The organism is Kitasatospora sp. NPDC049258 (genome assembly GCF_040678895.1).
In the GTDB taxonomy this organism is placed as follows: Bacteria; Actinomycetota; Actinomycetes; order Streptomycetales; family Streptomycetaceae; genus Kitasatospora.
Window position 1 is genome coordinate 127,579 of sequence record NZ_JBFAQT010000016.1, and the last position, 15,970, is coordinate 143,548.

General features: G+C 70.7%; 15 protein-coding genes, 1 tRNA gene and 1 pseudogene. 11 read left to right on the forward strand and 6 right to left on the reverse strand.

The window, feature by feature from the left end:
- Positions 1-17 precede the first annotated feature (17 nt).
- The 5 genes from AB0K43_RS16600 to AB0K43_RS16620 all read left to right on the forward strand — a co-directional run bounded on the left by AB0K43_RS16600 (position 18) and on the right by AB0K43_RS16620 (position 3,745).
- Positions 18-512: an ATP-binding protein gene (locus AB0K43_RS16600; RefSeq protein ID WP_363640210.1), complete on the forward strand. Its 495-nt coding sequence runs from the start codon at positions 18-20 to the stop codon at positions 510-512.
- Positions 513-693: 181 nt separating this feature from the next.
- Positions 694-834, forward strand: a complete 141-nt coding sequence (locus AB0K43_RS16605; RefSeq protein ID WP_167574070.1) for a hypothetical protein — start codon at positions 694-696, stop codon at positions 832-834.
- A gap of 13 nt (positions 835-847) precedes the next feature.
- Positions 848-2,035 (forward strand): cupin domain-containing protein, encoded by a 1,188-nt coding sequence (locus AB0K43_RS16610; RefSeq protein WP_363640212.1) that lies wholly within the window; start codon positions 848-850, stop codon positions 2,033-2,035.
- Complete coding sequence (locus tag AB0K43_RS16615; protein WP_363640214.1) at positions 2,032-2,928, forward strand: aldo/keto reductase; 897 nt, start codon at positions 2,032-2,034, stop codon at positions 2,926-2,928. The genes AB0K43_RS16610 and AB0K43_RS16615 overlap by 4 nt, the downstream gene beginning before the upstream one ends.
- Positions 2,929-3,217: 289 nt before the next feature.
- Positions 3,218-3,745, forward strand: a complete 528-nt coding sequence (locus AB0K43_RS16620) for a hypothetical protein (protein ID WP_363640216.1) — start codon at positions 3,218-3,220, stop codon at positions 3,743-3,745.
- 86 nt (positions 3,746-3,831) lie between these two features.
- On the opposite strand, the gene AB0K43_RS16625 is transcribed toward AB0K43_RS16620, so the two are convergent.
- Entirely contained in the window at positions 3,832-4,809 is a 978-nt protein-coding gene (locus AB0K43_RS16625) for a hypothetical protein (protein WP_363640218.1), read from the reverse strand.
- 349 nt (positions 4,810-5,158) lie between these two features.
- On the opposite strand from AB0K43_RS16625, the gene AB0K43_RS16630 reads away from it, so the two are divergent.
- Positions 5,159-5,422 (forward strand): ribosomal protein L7/L12, encoded by a 264-nt coding sequence (locus tag AB0K43_RS16630; RefSeq protein WP_363640220.1) that lies wholly within the window; start codon positions 5,159-5,161, stop codon positions 5,420-5,422.
- A gap of 159 nt (positions 5,423-5,581) precedes the next feature.
- Here AB0K43_RS16630 and AB0K43_RS16635 read toward each other — a convergent pair whose 3' ends face one another.
- The gene (locus AB0K43_RS16635) at positions 5,582-6,715 is read right to left on the reverse strand and encodes a DUF3631 domain-containing protein (RefSeq protein ID WP_363640272.1); all 1,134 of its coding nucleotides are present in this window, start codon (positions 6,713-6,715) and stop codon (positions 5,582-5,584) included.
- Between the two features lie 521 nt (positions 6,716-7,236).
- A complete protein-coding gene (locus AB0K43_RS16640) occupies positions 7,237-7,452 on the reverse strand; it encodes a hypothetical protein (RefSeq protein WP_363640274.1) in 216 nt (71 codons plus the stop codon).
- 126 nt (positions 7,453-7,578) lie between these two features.
- Between AB0K43_RS16640 and AB0K43_RS16645 the strand changes: the two genes are divergently transcribed.
- A complete protein-coding gene (locus tag AB0K43_RS16645; RefSeq protein ID WP_363640222.1) occupies positions 7,579-8,202 on the forward strand; it encodes a helix-turn-helix transcriptional regulator in 624 nt (207 codons plus the stop codon).
- Positions 8,199-9,683 (forward strand): annotated as a pseudogene (locus AB0K43_RS16650) (site-specific integrase); the annotation flags it as partial. The gene AB0K43_RS16645 and the pseudogene AB0K43_RS16650, both read left to right, overlap by 4 nt.
- A gap of 165 nt (positions 9,684-9,848) precedes the next feature.
- Here AB0K43_RS16650 and AB0K43_RS16655 read toward each other — a convergent pair.
- Positions 9,849-9,922, reverse strand: a tRNA-Thr gene (locus tag AB0K43_RS16655).
- 305 nt (positions 9,923-10,227) lie between these two features.
- Between AB0K43_RS16655 and ugpC the strand changes: the two genes are divergently transcribed.
- The 3 genes from ugpC to AB0K43_RS16670 all read left to right on the forward strand — a co-directional run bounded on the left by ugpC (position 10,228) and on the right by AB0K43_RS16670 (position 12,971).
- Entirely contained in the window at positions 10,228-11,319 is a 1,092-nt protein-coding gene (gene ugpC / locus AB0K43_RS16660; RefSeq protein ID WP_363640224.1) for a sn-glycerol-3-phosphate ABC transporter ATP-binding protein UgpC, read from the forward strand.
- Between the two features lie 260 nt (positions 11,320-11,579).
- A complete protein-coding gene (locus AB0K43_RS16665) occupies positions 11,580-12,017 on the forward strand; it encodes a hypothetical protein (RefSeq protein WP_363640226.1) in 438 nt (145 codons plus the stop codon).
- 93 nt (positions 12,018-12,110) lie between these two features.
- Positions 12,111-12,971, forward strand: coding sequence for a nucleotidyltransferase family protein (locus AB0K43_RS16670; protein WP_363640228.1), 861 nt, complete (start codon positions 12,111-12,113; stop codon positions 12,969-12,971).
- Positions 12,972-13,150: 179 nt separating this feature from the next.
- On the opposite strand, the gene AB0K43_RS16675 is transcribed toward AB0K43_RS16670, so the two are convergent.
- Entirely contained in the window at positions 13,151-14,692 is a 1,542-nt protein-coding gene (locus AB0K43_RS16675; protein ID WP_363640230.1) for a DoxX family membrane protein, read from the reverse strand.
- A gap of 218 nt (positions 14,693-14,910) precedes the next feature.
- Positions 14,911-15,921 carry a 23S rRNA (guanosine(2251)-2'-O)-methyltransferase RlmB gene (gene rlmB, locus AB0K43_RS16680; RefSeq protein ID WP_363640232.1) on the reverse strand — a complete coding sequence of 337 codons (1,011 nt, stop codon included), beginning with the start codon at positions 15,919-15,921 and terminating at the stop codon, positions 14,911-14,913.
- Between the last annotated feature and the right edge of the window lie 49 nt (positions 15,922-15,970).

Genomic DNA, 15,970 nt, shown 5'->3' on the forward strand with positions numbered 1-15,970 from the left:
GTGAAAGGTCCGCGCTCATGTCCGTCGCCACCCGCCAAGCCATCACCCCTGCCCCGTTCGGCTTTCGCGTGCCGCCCAGTGCCGAGGCCGTGCCGAACGCCCGGCGGCGGGTGATACAGGCCGTGCGCGGTTGGGGCCTTCCGCTCGCGGAGGACGCGCTCCGCGATGTCGAGTTGCTGTCCAGCGAGCTGATCACCAACGCCGTGTCCCACACCGACGCGCCATGCGTCGTCTGCGTGTCCTGTGACGGTGACCGGCTGCGCGTCGAGGTGACGGACGTCAGCCACGAACTGCCGGCTGCCGGCGGGGTCGATCTCGACGCCACCGACGGGCGAGGGCTGTTCCTGGTGGCAGCGCTCGCGACGGGCTGGGGAGCCGAGCCGGACCCCGCCGGCAAGCGGATCTGGTTCGAGGTCGGCACCACCGCCGCCGTCTCGGGCGACGAGCGACTCACCGCGCTAGTGAGGGCCGCGGCTCCGAAGGCACGGGACGTCGTCCCTAGCAGTGTCTGACAAGACTTCCTCCTGCCCCGACGCGGGCTTGGGGGGATGCAGGTGGCCGCGCTGGTCAACAGCCACGCGGCAAAAGCACCCGAGGTTCCTTGCCAACGGCTTGCCCTGGCAACGGATCCATCGCTGCACCCACGACGGGGCCGGGCAGTCGGCCCGCCCCATGAAACCGAAGGAGTGCTTCATGCCCGAGAACCTGACGACCAGCACCGAGCTGGAGGGCGACGGCCTGCTGGTCGCCCGTACGAAGGTCGCCGCGGCCCGCTCGCGTGGCGAGCAGCCGTCGGACGGCGGCTCCACCGGCCGTACCGACACCAACGACTGACGGCTGCATCTCGATGACCGCCGAGCACTTCTCGGCGGTTGAGCGTCTGGGCGGGGATGACTTCCTCGCCCAGACGCTCGGCCGCAGCTTCAAGGTCGCACGCGGTGAAGCCGCGTCACTTGCCGGACTCATGGGCTGGGATGACCTCAACGCCATCCTGACCCACCACCGGTTCGAATCGCCTCGCTTCCGACTCGCCGCCAACGGCGAGCAGGTGCCCGCGCACACCTACTCCCAGCCGATCGTCACCCGGCGCAGCACCGTCTGGCACCGCCTCCAGCCCTCCGAGCTGCACCAGCGTCTCACCGAGGGAGCCACGCTGGTCCTGGACGCCGTCGACGAACTCCACGCCGGAATCGGCGCTCTGGCCGGCCAGCTGGAGCGCTGGCTGCGAACCGGCGTACAGGTCAACCTGTACGCCTCCTGGACCGGCACCGAGGGCTTCGGCGTCCACTGGGACGATCACGACGTGGTCGTCGTCCAGCTCGACGGCGCGAAGCGCTGGCGCATCTACGGCCCCACCCGCGCGTTGCCGATGCACCGCGACGTCGAGACGCCCGAGCCACCACCCGAGGAGCCCGTCGCCGATCTGGTCCTCACCGCCGGCGATGTGCTCTATCTGCCTCGGGGCTGGTGGCACGCCGTCGCCGCCTCTGAGGGCCAGCACTCGCTGCACGTCACGTGCGGGCTGCAGAGCACGACGGGTGCCGACTTGATCACCTGGCTGTCGGAGATGTTGCGTGCTCACCAGGCCATCCGAGCGGATGTCCCGCGTTTTGGGGCCGTCGAGGAGCAACGCGCCTTCCTCGACACGATCGGCAAGCTCATCGCGACCGAGCTGGAGAGCGACGACCTGATCGCCCGCTTCTCCTCCGCCCGCGACGCCACCGAGCGAGCCCGGCTCGCGCCGTCGCTGCCCCACATCACGGCGGCCCCGCCGGATGCCGACCTGCAGGTACGCCTGGTCACCACGCGGCCCGCGCTCGCGGCCATGCCCGACAGCACCGTCCGGTTTACCGCCGGCGGCGAGGAGTGGACGTTTGCCGCCAAGACCGAGACGATGCTCGCGCTCCTCGCAGACGGGGGACCTCACCGGCTGGCCGATCTCGCTCAGGCTGCAGGCATCACTCTCGGCCAGGCGGCCGGTGTCGTGACTGAGCTGGTCGACGGCCAGGCCGCTGCGATCGGAGGCCCACGATGACCGCCCGGCTGGGCCTCGGCACTTACCGCTGTCACGATGTGGCCGAGGCCGCAGTGAGGACCGCTGCCCGAGGTGCCGACTGGGTGGATACCGCGCCCAACTACGAGGGTGGTCGGGCGGAGGCGGCACTGGCCCTGGTTCTGGCGGCGTATCCGGATCTACGCATCTCCACGAAGGTGGGTTTCGTCCCTCCCAGTGCCCGGCGGATCGGCGTACGCGCGGGCGCGCTCTCCGCCGGTGATGCCGAGCGCGGGCACTGCCTAGCGCCGGACTACATCGGCTGGCAGGTCGCCCGTAGCAAGCGCATGCTCGGCCGCGTCCCCGACGTGGTGTTCCTACACAACCCGGAACACGACTGCCAGGAGGGCGCGATCGCCGACCAGCTCTACGCCGCGTTCCTCGCCTTGGAGGAGGCCTGCAATCAGCGCGTCATCAGTTCCTACGGAGTGGCTACCTGGCGCGGTTTCAGCAGCGGGTTCTTCGACGTGCCGACCCTGCTCGAACTCGCAACCAAGGCCGGCGGCCCACAGCACCACCTGCGGGCCATCCAACTCCCTGTCTCCCTCGTCCACCTCGCGCCGGTCGCCCAGGCGCTCGACGGACACGGCCCGCTGGTCGACGCCTTGGACGCAGGACTGGAGGTGTTCGCATCCGCCCCGCTCCACGGTGGCGAGATCCCCGGCATCGTGCCCCGTGAGCTGACCGACCTGATCAGCCCTGGCAGCACACCCGCCCAGGCTGCCCTCGCCGTCGTCGCCTCGACCACCGGAGTGAGACGCGTACTTCTGTCGACGGGGAATCCGGAACACTGGACGCAGGCCGCCGATGCCGTCGGCCGTCCGCCGTTGTCTCCGGACGTGCTGCGAAGGGTCGTTGATGTACTCGGAACCTGAGCCGGACATCGCCGAGCGGATGCGCGGGATGCACGCCACAGCCGCAGCGGCGCTCGACGCGACGCCGATCGGCTCGCGCGAAGCGTGGGGCTGGCGTGGGCGTACCCTCAGCCGCCCGGTTGCCACGGCGTCCGGCGAGGGATGGCTCCGCCTGGTGTCCGCCCCGGCCGACAAAGCAGGCGGAAAGCTCTGGGAGGGACCGCAGGAGGCAGAACGGCTCATGCCGCCTGCGGTACCCAGACCGCGCCTGCGAGATCGGCGTACCTGGAGCGAGGGCGAGCATGGGTACTTGGCGGAGCTGTACGACAAGATCACCGCCTCCACCATCACCACCCACGAGCCGATCCTCCGGGAGGCGCCCGACCTGGACGACGCCTGGTGGGACGGGCTCAGCACCGCTCTCGACGCCATCGCCGCTGTCCCCAGCGACCGTGTGGCGGTCCGTCAGGAGTACCTGGACCGTGCCATCCCGCAGTACCTCGGCATCTCGATCGAAACCAAGGTGCCCGCCTGGACGACCGCTCACGGCGATCTGCACTGGGCCAACCTGACAGGCCCGACCCTCACCGTCCTCGACTGGGAGGGCTGGGGCGCCGCGCCTGCCGGCTACGACGCAGCGCTGCTGTACTCCTACAGCCTCCTCGTACCCGAGACCGCCGTCCAGGTCCGCAGCCGCCTCGGGCACGTCCTCGACACACCGACCGGACGATTCGCCGAACTCGTCGTCATCACCGAACTTCTGCAGACCATCACACGAGGCGACAACCTGGACCTGGAGGGGGTCCTACGGTCCAGACTCTCGGCGCTCACCAGATGACAGCGCCCCCTACCGGCTGGCATGTACGGCACCACCGTTGCCGGCCTTGGAGACCGAATTCATAGATAAGGCACTCCAATGCGGTCTCAGAAACGCTCCAGGCGCCGCTCTGTGCAGTCGTAGCAAAGTCCAATGTCGCTGTCGGTGAGCGTGCCGCACCCGTCAGCGCAGGCGAACATGCCGGTGAGACTCTGTGCGCAGTTGAAGCAGAAGTCGTCGTCCTGGTCCGGTGTCGCAGCCAGGTGGGTACCGCGGACCACCGCCTCCAGGTCGCACTCTGGGCAGGTGAACACCGGATCGGGCCCACCGTCCTTGATCGCGTCGTACCAGGACATGCCCAGGACCATGTCGGCGTAGTCCCCGGCCGCTTCCTCCGGCTCCCAAATCTTGCCGCATAGCAGGCACTCGACGACATCCTGGCCGGTGGCCACCATCGCGGTCCGCCCGCAGTCAGGGCACTGGACCGTTCGATCTGCAGCAGCTCTTAGCTCGGGCTCGATCCGCTTCATCCTGGCGTCGACCAGAGCCTTTATGCCGGTGAGCGCGTCGCGGACCTCTTCCATCTCTTGGTCCACGTGGACCGCCTCATCGCCATCGAGGCCCGGACGTAGGTGTCGCTGGACGAAGTCGAGCAAAAAGTCGAGGACCGTTGCTGTGCGGGCTTCGATCGCGAGCGCGGTTTCAGTGAGGCCAAAGTGCTGGAGTCGGTTGCGCTGCTTGGCGAGCATGGTGATCTCGCTCTTAACCGCAGGCGGGATGTCCACGTCGGTCTGCTGTCGCAGGCGCTTGATGACGTCGTCGATGCCGCAGCTTTGAAAGTCTCCGCGCTCGTATGCCGCCTGGTCAGCGTCTTGCGGCTTCATCCACACCTGCCGCCAATCGTGCTGGACGAGCCGCGCCTTCAGAAGCACTTCGGTGGCGGCTTGGAGATGGAGTACGGCGTACTTCAGGTCGCGGGGGTGAGGGGTACCACCGAGGTGGTCCATGACGTTGGCCAGGTAATCCATGCCGTTGGCGACCGGTGGGAAGTGCACGTCCTTAGTGCCGCTCACGCTCAGCTCCATCGCTCTGACCATTGCCGCCGGATGACCGTGGTTACTGGATACGCCGCAGCTGAACCATCCAGCCGCAGCCTGTCCACCTCGTCAGAATTCACCGCCGAGCGTACAGGCCAGATCCGCGAGCGCGCGGGGCATTCTGCATGGCTACCAGCTGGTTGGCTCGGCCTCGCACCCCTGGGCGGGGCCGAGTACGCGAGGCGACCGTAGGACGGTCGTACGCGACAACTTGCTCCGCCCCCAGTGGCGCGGGCTGGGGTAAGGACTCCTTACCCCACAACTTGCTCCGCGTGCGGTCCCCTCCGCCTTCTACGCTGTGGGGCTAGGCTCTCAAGGACCGGCAGTTGGAGGGGGCATGGGCGGCGAAGTCAGGTACGTCACGCTGGTCTGTGACGACGTGCCGTACAGCGTCGTCCTGGCCGATCCCGGCACCCACACCATGGACGTGCTGAAGGAGATCCGCCGGCTCACCGGGCTCAGTCTGTGGCACGGCAAACTCCTCCTCGGCCAGCTTCCAACGACGGTTCTCAACGACCAACCCGAAGACGCAGCTCGGGCAGCTGCCAGCGCTCTTCGCGCCGTTGGCGCTGTCGCCCTTGTCATCGAGCAGATCGACTGAGAATCCGTCCGCTGCCCACCGCGTTGCACTCGTCCCACGCGTTGCACACCTGGTCAGGGCGGTACGGGTGGCGCTCCCGGGACGACAGGACCCGTTGCGGAGAACGAACCCGTCCCCGCCCTGAGCTGGGCGGGGACGGGTGGTACGACTGGCGACGGGTCAGCCGCCAGTCGTGACCGGCGACTCAGCGGGCTCGGGGCAGTAGCGGCTCCATGCGTCGAGGAAACCGTTGCGGGTGAAGCCCTTGAGCTGCACGCCGTCCGGGAAGCGGATGTTCATCGAGCCGATGCCGTAGTCCTTGAGCGGGAGCTGCAGGCCACGGGCGCTCAGCCCCGTCGGTCCGTGCTCGGCCCACGGCGCCTCGTGGTCGGCCTTCAGGGCGGTCAGGAGGTGCTCGGTGGACAGGGCGTCCGGGTTGCCACCGGCGGCGAAGACGCGGCGGATGTCGACCAGGATCCTCGTCTTCAGACCGCCGTCCTCGTCCTGCCCGGACTCGAACGCGGTCATGGCACGGCAGGCCTCGCGAGCCCGCACCGGCCACTCACCTCCGGCGAGGTCCGCGACCGTCACCAAGGGCTCCCAGGTGTCAGCGGCACGGTCGTCGACCGGCATGGGCGGCTCCATGTCGGTCGCCGCGTCGATCAGCGGCACCAGCCAGGTGTGAAGGCCGTCGCGCAGCTCGCGCAGGCCCGGGTTGTCCCGGTCAGAGCGGTACGAGGAGACGCGCTCGCCCGGTGCGCGGCGGCGCATGCGGATGACCACTGACCGGTCCATGATCGTGTCCGGGAGGTCGCCGATGCCGGCCAGGGCCGCCATGGCGAAGGTGGGGAACTTGACCACCTTGTGGTCCGGGCCGGTCACCCGCAGGGTGGGGCGATTGCGCTGGTGACCGGCGTTCAGCAGGCCCCGAAGGTCTTCGTTCTTCTCAGCCGCCTTGACAGTGCCGAACATGGTGTCGGCCTCGTCCACGAGCAGGGTCGGCGGCTGGTCGGTGATCGACCGGAAGATGGCCGCCGAGGACGCGTTGACCGTGATGAGCGGGTCGTGCACGGTCTCGGTGACGATGTCGAGCAGCCGAGACTTCCCACAGCGCTTGGCCGGGCCGATCACGGCAAGACGCGGGGCATGCTGCCAAGCGGGCTGTAGATGGGTGGCGGCAACCCACAGCGTCACGGCATCCAGAGCTTGCTCGGATGGGAGGATCACGAAGTGAGCTATGGCGGATCGGAGTTCGCAGAGCAACTCGGCTCCCGGCGATGACGGAGTGACCGGCAGGTCGCCGCTTCCGGTCATCCCGCCGAAGACGTCCGGGTCACCGACCTGTCCCGCCGGGGCACTGACCGGGTCAGCGGTGACCTGACCGGTCAAGGCACCGGGCTCCCGGTCAGTCCGGTCGGTCAGTACACCGTTCTGACCGACCGCCGGTCGGTAGTGACCGGATTGACCGGGGACGGCAACGGCGGGCCAGCCCTTCGCCGGGTCTCCCGACGCAGGCTGGCGGGAAGTAGAGTTCACGGTGAAGCTCCTCGCTGGTGCGCACGACCTCGACCGTCGCGCTGCCACCGGTTGAACTGATTCGCTGATCTGGGGACTTCGTCCGGCCCTCGGTGTTGGTAGCACCGAGGGCCGTCGCGTTCCCGGCCTGCCGAGCCGATGAGCTGATTGGCCCCAACTCGCAGGCGGTTGGAGTGCGTTGCGCCGGTTTGCGACCGGCGGGCGACGCGACGATACGACCGCCCTGGCGGAAGATCCACTGCTCGGCCGGCAGTCCTCTCACGGCAGACAAGCTCGTGGCTCGACCTGCAGCCTTGTCGTCACGCCACTGCACCGTCCGGCACAACGTCGATGCCCAGCAGCCGCAGGAGGTCTGCGGTGATCACCCGGTACTTCTTGCCCAACCGCAGCACGCGGCACGGGTAGACGTCCCGCCGCGCCAGTTCGTAGCCCTTGCTGCGGCCAAGGCCGATCGCGCGGTTGGCGGTGTCCAGGTCGATGGCGGCCGGCAACGCAAGCAGTTCCGCCCGGCTCATGCCCGCGAGCTCCTGGTTGCCCGTCTCAGTTCGCACAGCTGTCTCCATTCACGGGGGCAAGCCCCGGTCGGCGGCCCCGGCAGGTCCGGGATCGAGGAGCAGCTTGCACCGCAATAAAGTGTCGATATGACACACGACGAAGTGGAATCTTGGTCGGCACAGGTCACGAGAACCGTGATCGCCGAGGTTCGTAGGTGCCGGAAGGAGCTGGGCATGACCGCGCAGGACCTGGCCGACGCCTGTGACGAGCTGGGCCACCCCATCCCGCGCAACGTCATCGCGAACTGGGAGTCCGGGCGTCGGCTAACCCTCACCGTCCCGGAGCTGCTCGTGCTCGCCAAGGCAGTCGACGCGCCGCCGGCCACCCTGGTCTTCCCGCTCGGCGGGAGCACCAACGTGGACTGCCTCCCGCACGAGAGCCGAGACCCGTGGACGGCGTTCAGCTGGTTCACCGGTGAGGACCTGGGCTTCGGCGACGCGGCCGTGTTTCGCGAGTACGCGAGCGTCGAGCACCGCATCCGGACCGAGCAGCACGACGCCTGGCAGCTCCAGTTCTCAGGCGCGAGGGAGGACTGGCCGCACGGCGCCGAAGCCAAGTTCGGCCGCCTCGTGAAGGCCGTTCGCTCGGAGCTCGTGCCGATCCGGCACCGCATGCGCGAGCTGGGGCTGACTCCCTCACCGCTCCCCCGCCACGTCGCATTCCTCGACACCGATCACAAGGACGACCAGATGAAGGAGGGAACCCCGTGAAAGGCTCCACCTACCACCGCTGCTACTGCCGGGACGCCGACACCGGCAAACCGCTCGGCAAGGCCTGCCAGAAGCTCAGCAGCCGCAAGCACGGTTCCTACGCAATCCGCCAGGAACTGCCCAACCGTGAGGACGGCTCACGCCGGTCCTTCAACCGCTCCGGCTACGAGTCCCGGAAGACCGCCCAGGCCGATCTCGACCAGGTGCGCGAGCTGCTGCACATCCCGGACGCGGACGATCCCGAGGGCCTCGCGCAGATAGCCGATCTGTTGGAGAAGGTCGCCCACGAGAAGGCGCCGCTGCCCGACGTCGAGGAGACTCGTCGCCGACTCGCCTCCGGCCAGGACCTCCAGAATCGGCTGACGGTCGGCGAGTGGCTCGACCAGTGGCTAGCGGGCAAGCGCGGCCGGCAGACGGCGATCAGCCGGGACGAGAGCAGCATCCGGCTCTACCTCAAGCCGCGGATCGGCCACATCCGTCTCGACCGCCTCCGCGTCAGGCACCTGGAGGAGTTGTTCGCCGCCATCGAGGAGGAGAACGTCGAGATCGCCGAGGCGAACGCCCAACGGCGGGCCGCCATCGACGAACTCGCGCAGATCCCTTGGAAGGGAGGGGAGTTCCGCGCCCAACGTAAGGCCCTCAAGGCTGCCATCGCCGAGATGGAGCCATTCCGAAGGGCCGTCAGCGCGTCCACCTGCCAGCGGATCCGCTCCACGCTCCGGGCGGGCCTCAACGCTGCGATCCGGCGCCAGATCATCACCTTCAACCCGGCCTCCCACGTCGAGCTGGAGTCCGCGAAGCGGCCCAAGCCGCTCGTGTGGACGGAGGAGCGGATCGAGCACTGGGAGCTCACCGGCGAGCGCCCGTCGCCGGTGATGGTCTGGACGCCGGAGCAGACCGGCGCGTTCCTCGACCAGGCCGCCGGTGACCGCCTCTACGCGCTGTTGCACCTCATCACCTTCCGAGGGCTTCGGCGTGGCGAGGCGTGCGGCCAGCGGTGGGCCGACACGAACCTGAAGGCCGGGCTCCTCACCGTGGCCAAGCAGCTCGTCGTGGACGGCTGGGCGGTCTACGAGGACGACCCCAAGACCGATGCGGGCGCCCGCACCATCGCCCTCGACTCCGAGACGGTGGCCGTCCTGGAGGCGCACCGCGAGCGGCAGCGGGCCAACCGCGAGCAGTGGGGCACCGCTTGGGTTGAGACCGGCCGGGTCTTCACCAAGGAGAACGGTGAGTGGCTGCACCCGACCGCTGTGACCGACCGGTTCCGCGAGCTGGCCGACGAGGCCGGCCTCCCGCCGATCCGGCTGCATGACCTCCGACACGGCGCGGCCACGCTCGCTCACGCGGCGGGCGCGGACCTGCACTCGATCAAGGAGATGCTCGGCCACTCCTCGATCGGCATCACCTCGGACACGTACACGACCCTGCTCCCGCAGGTCGACCGGGCGATCGCCGAGGCGGCGGCCCGGCTCGTCCCCCGGGCGAACAGGCCGCGCAAGGTTGCGCAGTCCACCACGAACACCCAGCTCACCGGGCCATCCGCTCACGCATCGCTCACGCAAACGGCCTCGGACGAGAAGTCCGAGGCCGACGATGGAGCCCCCAGAAGGCCAAAGCTGCAGCTCATCCGGGGTGGAACCCAGAGCCCCCTGTCGGGTTCGAACCGACGACCCCCGCTTTACAAGAGCGGTGCTCTGGCCAACTGAGCTAAGGAGGCACGGTAGCCGTCCGCGGCGGACCACGGCGGCACCAGGGGCAGTGTACCGGGAGGGGCCGGGCGTCGCCGGTGGATATCGGGGGCGGGCGGCGATTTGGGTGGTCTGTCCTGGTTGTGATCGGACCGATGCCGAAATCGCCCGCCTCCAGGGGCTGACAAGCGGATGAACGGGCGGGTACGGTCGCCAGGAGTCGGCTCTCATCGATGGTCCAGACCACTGGCACGGTGAGGGCGGGCCCGCAAGACAATCCAGCCCTTTACTCGGATCGTCCGGCACGTTCCTGCCGGTGAAGGAGAGCACAGCCATGGCTTCTGTCACGTTCGACAAGGCGACCCGCCTCTACCCGGGCGGCAACAAGCCCGCCGTCGACGCCCTGGAACTGCACGTCGAGGACGGCGAGTTCCTCGTCCTCGTCGGCCCCTCCGGCTGCGGCAAGTCCACCAGCCTCCGCATGCTGGCCGGCCTGGAGGACGTCAACGGCGGCGCCATCCGGATCGGCGAGCGCGATGTGACCCACCTGCCGCCGAAGGACCGGGACATCGCGATGGTGTTCCAGAACTACGCGCTCTACCCGCACATGACCGTCGCGGACAACATGGGCTTCGCGCTCAAGATCGCCGGCGTCAACAAGGCCGAGATCCGCACCAAGGTCGAGGAGGCGGCGAAGATCCTCGACCTGACCGACTACCTGGACCGCAAGCCGAAGGCGCTCTCCGGCGGCCAGCGCCAGCGCGTCGCGATGGGCCGGGCGATCGTCCGCCAGCCGCAGGTCTTCCTGATGGACGAGCCGCTGTCGAACCTGGACGCCAAGCTCCGCGTCTCCACCCGCACCCAGATCGCCGGCCTGCAGCGCCGCCTGGGCATCACCACGGTCTACGTCACGCACGACCAGACCGAGGCCATGACCATGGGCGACCGCGTCGCGGTCCTCAAGGACGGTCTGCTGCAGCAGGTCGACACCCCGCGCAACATGTACGACCGTCCCGCCAACCTCTTCGTGGCCGGCTTCATCGGCTCCCCCGCGATGAACCTGATCGAGGTCCCGCTGGTCGACGGCGGCGTGAAGTTCGGCGGCTCGGTCATCAACATCTCCCGCGAGGACCTGGCCGGCGTCGGCACCGACAAGAACGTGACCGTCGGCATCCGTCCCGAGCACTTCCAGATCGTCCCCGCGGGCGGCATCGAGGGTGTCGCGGTCACCGTGAACGTGGTCGAGGAGCTCGGCGCCGACGGCTTCGTCTACGGCACCACCAAGGTGGCCGGCGAGGACAAGGACATCGTCGTGCGCGTGCACGGCCGCCAGATCCCGGCGAAGGGCGAGACCATCAACGTCGTCCCGAACGGCGGCGAGCCGCACGTCTTCTCCACCAGCACGGGCGCCCGCCTCAGCAACTGATCCCGGTCGGGCAACCGACTCCAGGGACACCGGGCACCCGAGCCCCGGCCGGACCCGTTCCGGCCGGGGCTCGGTCGTACCCACACCCGCACCCGCACCCGAACCCGTGCCGACGCCCGTACCCGCACCGCCCCATGACCACCGGACACACCCGTCCGGGCCCCCGGCGTCAACACGATGACGGAACGAACCAGGACACGTGTCACTCATTGGTGTAACGGAGTGCGCCGACCCGGCCACCCACCGCTACGCTCCTGTGCGTGAAACAGCTCGTTCGCCGCATCGGCCAGACCGTCGCCCTCACCCTGCCGGTGGTCCTGGTGACCACCGGCACGCTCGCCGTGACCCGGGTCCCCTGGGCGCCACCGACCGGGCTCGACCAGCAGGTGGTCGCGGCCTCCAGTGGTGACGGCACCATCGGGCGCTCCGCCACCGCCCCCAGCTCCCAGGGCCTGGCCCCGCAGGACGCGCTCCGCGTCGACCTGATGGAGGAGCTGCGCAACCACACCCCGGGCACCGCGCTCGACCTGCTGGAGCGCACCATGCGGGAGAAGCCCTCGCTGACGCCGTACTGCAGCAGCCTCTCGGCCGAGCTCGGCCGGGCCGCGGTCCGCAAGTACCAGGGCGACGTCCAGCGCGCCCGCTCCTTCGCCCGGCCGGTCTGCGACGGCTCGTTCGCGGCCGGCGTGGTGGGCTGAGCGGCCGCCCGCGACAACGGTCGGCCGGCCCCGACAACGGCCGGCCCCGGTCCTCGGTAGGGTCCGCCCCGCGCGGACCCTATTGTGTCCGCTATGACCGCAGACTCGACGCGCCCCGAACCACCCGCAGCCGCCGTCGCCCAGCCAGTCACCTCGCCAGTCACCTCGCCAGTCACCCCGCCCGCCGCCCAGCCGGTGACCGCGCCCACCGCCCGGCCCGCCGCCCACCCCGCGGCACCGGCCGTCACCCAGGCCGTGATCCTCGCCGGCGGCCAGGGCTCCCGGCTGCGCCCGTACACCGACGACCGCCCGAAGCCGCTGGTCGAGATCCCCGGGACGGGCATCCCGATCGTCGGGCACCAGCTGGCCTGGCTGGCCTCGGAGGGCGTGACGGACGCGGTGATCTCCTGCGGCCACCTCGCCGAGGTGCTCGAGGACTGGCTGGCCAAGGCCGACCTGCCGCTGAACGTCCGCACCGTGGTGGAGAGCGAGCCGCTCGGCCGCGGCGGCGGCCTCAAGTACGCCTCCCGCGCGCTCCCCCGCCCCGACGAGGCCTGGTACGCCACCAACGGCGACATCTGGACCAGGTTCAGCCTGCGCGACATGGCCGCCTTCCACCACGAGCGGGACGCCCTGGCCACCCTCGCGCTGGCCCGGCCGCGGATCCCCTGGGGCGCGGTGGAGACCGACCAGTTCGGCAACGTGCTGGACTTCATCGAGGCCCCGCCCTCGCCGTTCCTGATCAACGCCGGCCTGTACGTCTTCGCCCCCGGCTTCCGCGAGCTGCTGCCGGAGGTGGGCGACCACGAGCGCACCACCTTCCCCCAACTCGCCCGCAGCAAGCGGCTGGCCGGCTACCAGCTGCCGCAGGGGGTCTACTGGCGCGCCATCGACACCGCGAAGGACCTCACCGAGGCCGCCAAGGAGCTGGCCGCCGCCCGCGGCGAAGCCTGAACCCGACGGGAAGCCCCCACCCGCAGTACCCGCGGGAAGCCCCCACCCGCAACGCCTGCGGGAAGCCCCCCACCGCGAGGCGCGCAACAAACGGACCCCCCACCGGTCAAGTCCGGTGGGGGGTCCGTCCGTCGGCCGCACCAGCAGCAGCCGCCGAGGCACTGCCGGGCCGGCCCGGCTCAGGTCAGCTGCTCCTCCGTCTGCCGCTCCAGCCCGAGCTTCGGCAGCTCCACCGGCCCGCTCCCCAGCACCCCGCCGATCAGACCGGGCGTGCTGGTCGGGTTGGTGCTCCGCGAGCTGCCGCCCCCAGGCGCCGACCCGCCGGCGCCGCCCTGGCCGGAGCTGCTGCCGCCGTTCGCCGGGTGCGCGCTGCTGGGCCCGGAGGACGGCTTGGGCTTGCCGCTGCTCTTGCCCGGGGCGGGCGAGGAGGGCGGCGGCGAGCCAGCCGGGCGGGACGGGGTGGGCGACGGGCTGTGGCTGGGCGACGGCGGCGTGGAGGGGCCGTTGCCGGGCCACATCGGCGAGCCGAAGTCCGTCGGCGGCTTGACCGGCGCCTGCTGGGTGCGGCCGGTGCGGACGGCGGCGCCGAGCATCGAGCCGATCAGCAGGGTCAGCCCGACCACCACCGCGGTGACCACCGCGCCGCGCCGCAGCACCCGGCGCCGCAGCGCCTCGGGCGCCCCGGAGCCGTACCGGCGCCAGGCGTTCAGTGCGATCCGGCCGTCCAGCGAGCCGAACGGCGCACCGGCGATCAGCAGCGGGCTCCAGGCCGCCAGGAAGATCAGGTCCGGGGTGTCGTAGACCGGGACGGCCCGCCAGCTGACGGTGAACAGCAGCGCGGCGGAGAGCAGCATCGCCGCCCCGGCCGCCAGCCGCTGCCACAGGCCCAGGATGGTCAGCACGCCGACCACGATCTCGGTGAAGGCGACCGCCAGGCCCGAGCCCACCGGGTGCGCCATCGCGAAGTCGAGCAGCGGCGTGGCGGCCTTCCACGGGTGCAGCGCCGAGAGCCAGCGCATCATCGAGCCACGGTCGCCGCCGTCGAAGTACACCGGGTCGCAGAGCTTGCTGAAGCCGGCGTAGACCGACAGCGAGCCGAGCACGGCCCGCAGCGGCAGCAGGACCAGGCCGAGGTCGACCCGGCGGCCCGGGTCGCGCAGGTGCTTGGCCTCGGCGGCCGTGGCGGCCGACATCTCGGGCAGCTCCCCGTGCGGGGACCAGCCGGGGTGCTCGGACGGGCGCGCGGCCGACCGGGCCCCGCCGGAGCCGGGCGAACCGGGCTGCCGGGGCACCGCCTGGCCGTACTGCTGGATCTGCGGGAGCTGCTGGGTGTCGTCGCCCGCCGGCGCCCCGGCGGGGGACGGGACGGTGGTGAGCCGGACGGCCTCCAGCAGCCGGGTGGCGGCGAGGTCACCGGGGGCGGCCTGGCCGCTCCAGGTGACGGCCGTGACCCGGCCCTTGCGCCGTGGACCGCCCCCGCCGATGCCGGCCATCGCCGGCACCTCGGTACTGGGCAGGACCACCTGCGGGGTGACCATCGGGCGGGTGCCGAGGCCGGCCGCGCGGTACGGGTTCGCGTAGGGGTTGCCGCCGCTCTGCATGCCGTACGGGTCGCCGAAGGCGGCGCCCGCGGGGGCGTCGATCAGCGGATCCACCGGGGTGACCAGTCTGACCCGGAAGCTGGCCTGGGTGCTGCTGAGCTTCGCCGGGTCGGACGGCACCTTGACCGTGTTGAGGGCGGGCCCGGAGTCTATTCCCGCCGTGCCGCCCTGCCCGGGGCGCCGAGGTGTTCTGGTGTCCACACCCCTCTAACCGGGTGACGGCCGCTTAGGACACTCTCCCGGGTGGATTCCGGGCCCGGCTTTGAAGTGATCATGAGAAAACCGACCGGGCCCGAAAGGACCCGGTCGGTTCAGCTCCAAACAGCCGTCAGAGACGGTCAGACGGTGGCAGCCGGGCCGCCCTTGGCCCGCAGCCGCGCGGCCTCGTAGAGCACGATGCCCGCCGCGACGCCGGCGTTCAGCGACTCGGTGGCACCCGGCATCGGGATCCGCACCCGGATGTCGCAGGTCTCCGCGACCAGCCGGGACAGGCCCTTGCCCTCGGAGCCGGCCACGATCACCACGGGGCCGCTGAGCAGCTCCAGGTCGCCGATCTCGGCCTCGCCGTCGGCCGCCAGGCCGACCACCATCAGGCCGGCCTTCTGGTAGGCCTCCAGCGCGCGGGTGAGGTTGGTGGCCCGGGCGACGGGCAGCCGGGCAGCCGCGCCGGAGGAGGTCTTCCAGGCACCGGCGGTCATACCGGCCGCGCGGCGCTCGGGGATGACCACGCCGTGCGCGCCGAAGGCGGCGGCGGAGCGGACCACGGCGCCCAGGTTGCGCGAGTCGGTGACCCCGTCCAGCGCCATGATCAGCGCCGACTCGGCGTTGTCCGCAGCGGCCGCGAGCAGGTCGTCCGGGTGCGCGTAGTCGTACGGCGGGACCTGGAGCACCAGGCCCTGGTGGTTGAGCCCGCCGGTCATCTGGTCCAGCTGCGGGCGCGGGGCCTCCATCAGCGGCACGCCGCGGTCGTTGGCGGCCTGGAAGGCCTCCCGCACCCGGTCGTCGGTCTCGATGAACTGCATGACGTAGAGCGCGGTGGCGGGCACCCCGCCCTTCAGGGCCTCGACCACCGAGTTGCGGCCGACCACCAGCTCGGCCGCGCCGGCGCCGCCGCGGCCGCCGCGGGCGCCCGCACCGGCCCGGCGCATGCCGGCCCGGGACTTGGCGTCCCGCTCGCGCTTGACCGCCGCGTTGGCGGCGCGCTGCTTCGGGTGGCCCTTGCGGGCCTCGCCGGGCGGGGTCGGGCCCTTGCCCTGGAGTGCCTTCCGGCTGTGGCCGCCGGTACCGACACTCGCGCCCTTCTTGGAAGTGGGGTTGCGGCGGTTCCTGCGCTGGCTGTTGCCGGCCATGGCTGTACTTCCTGTCTCTTCTGCGTCATACGGCAGGCCGCACCGGCGA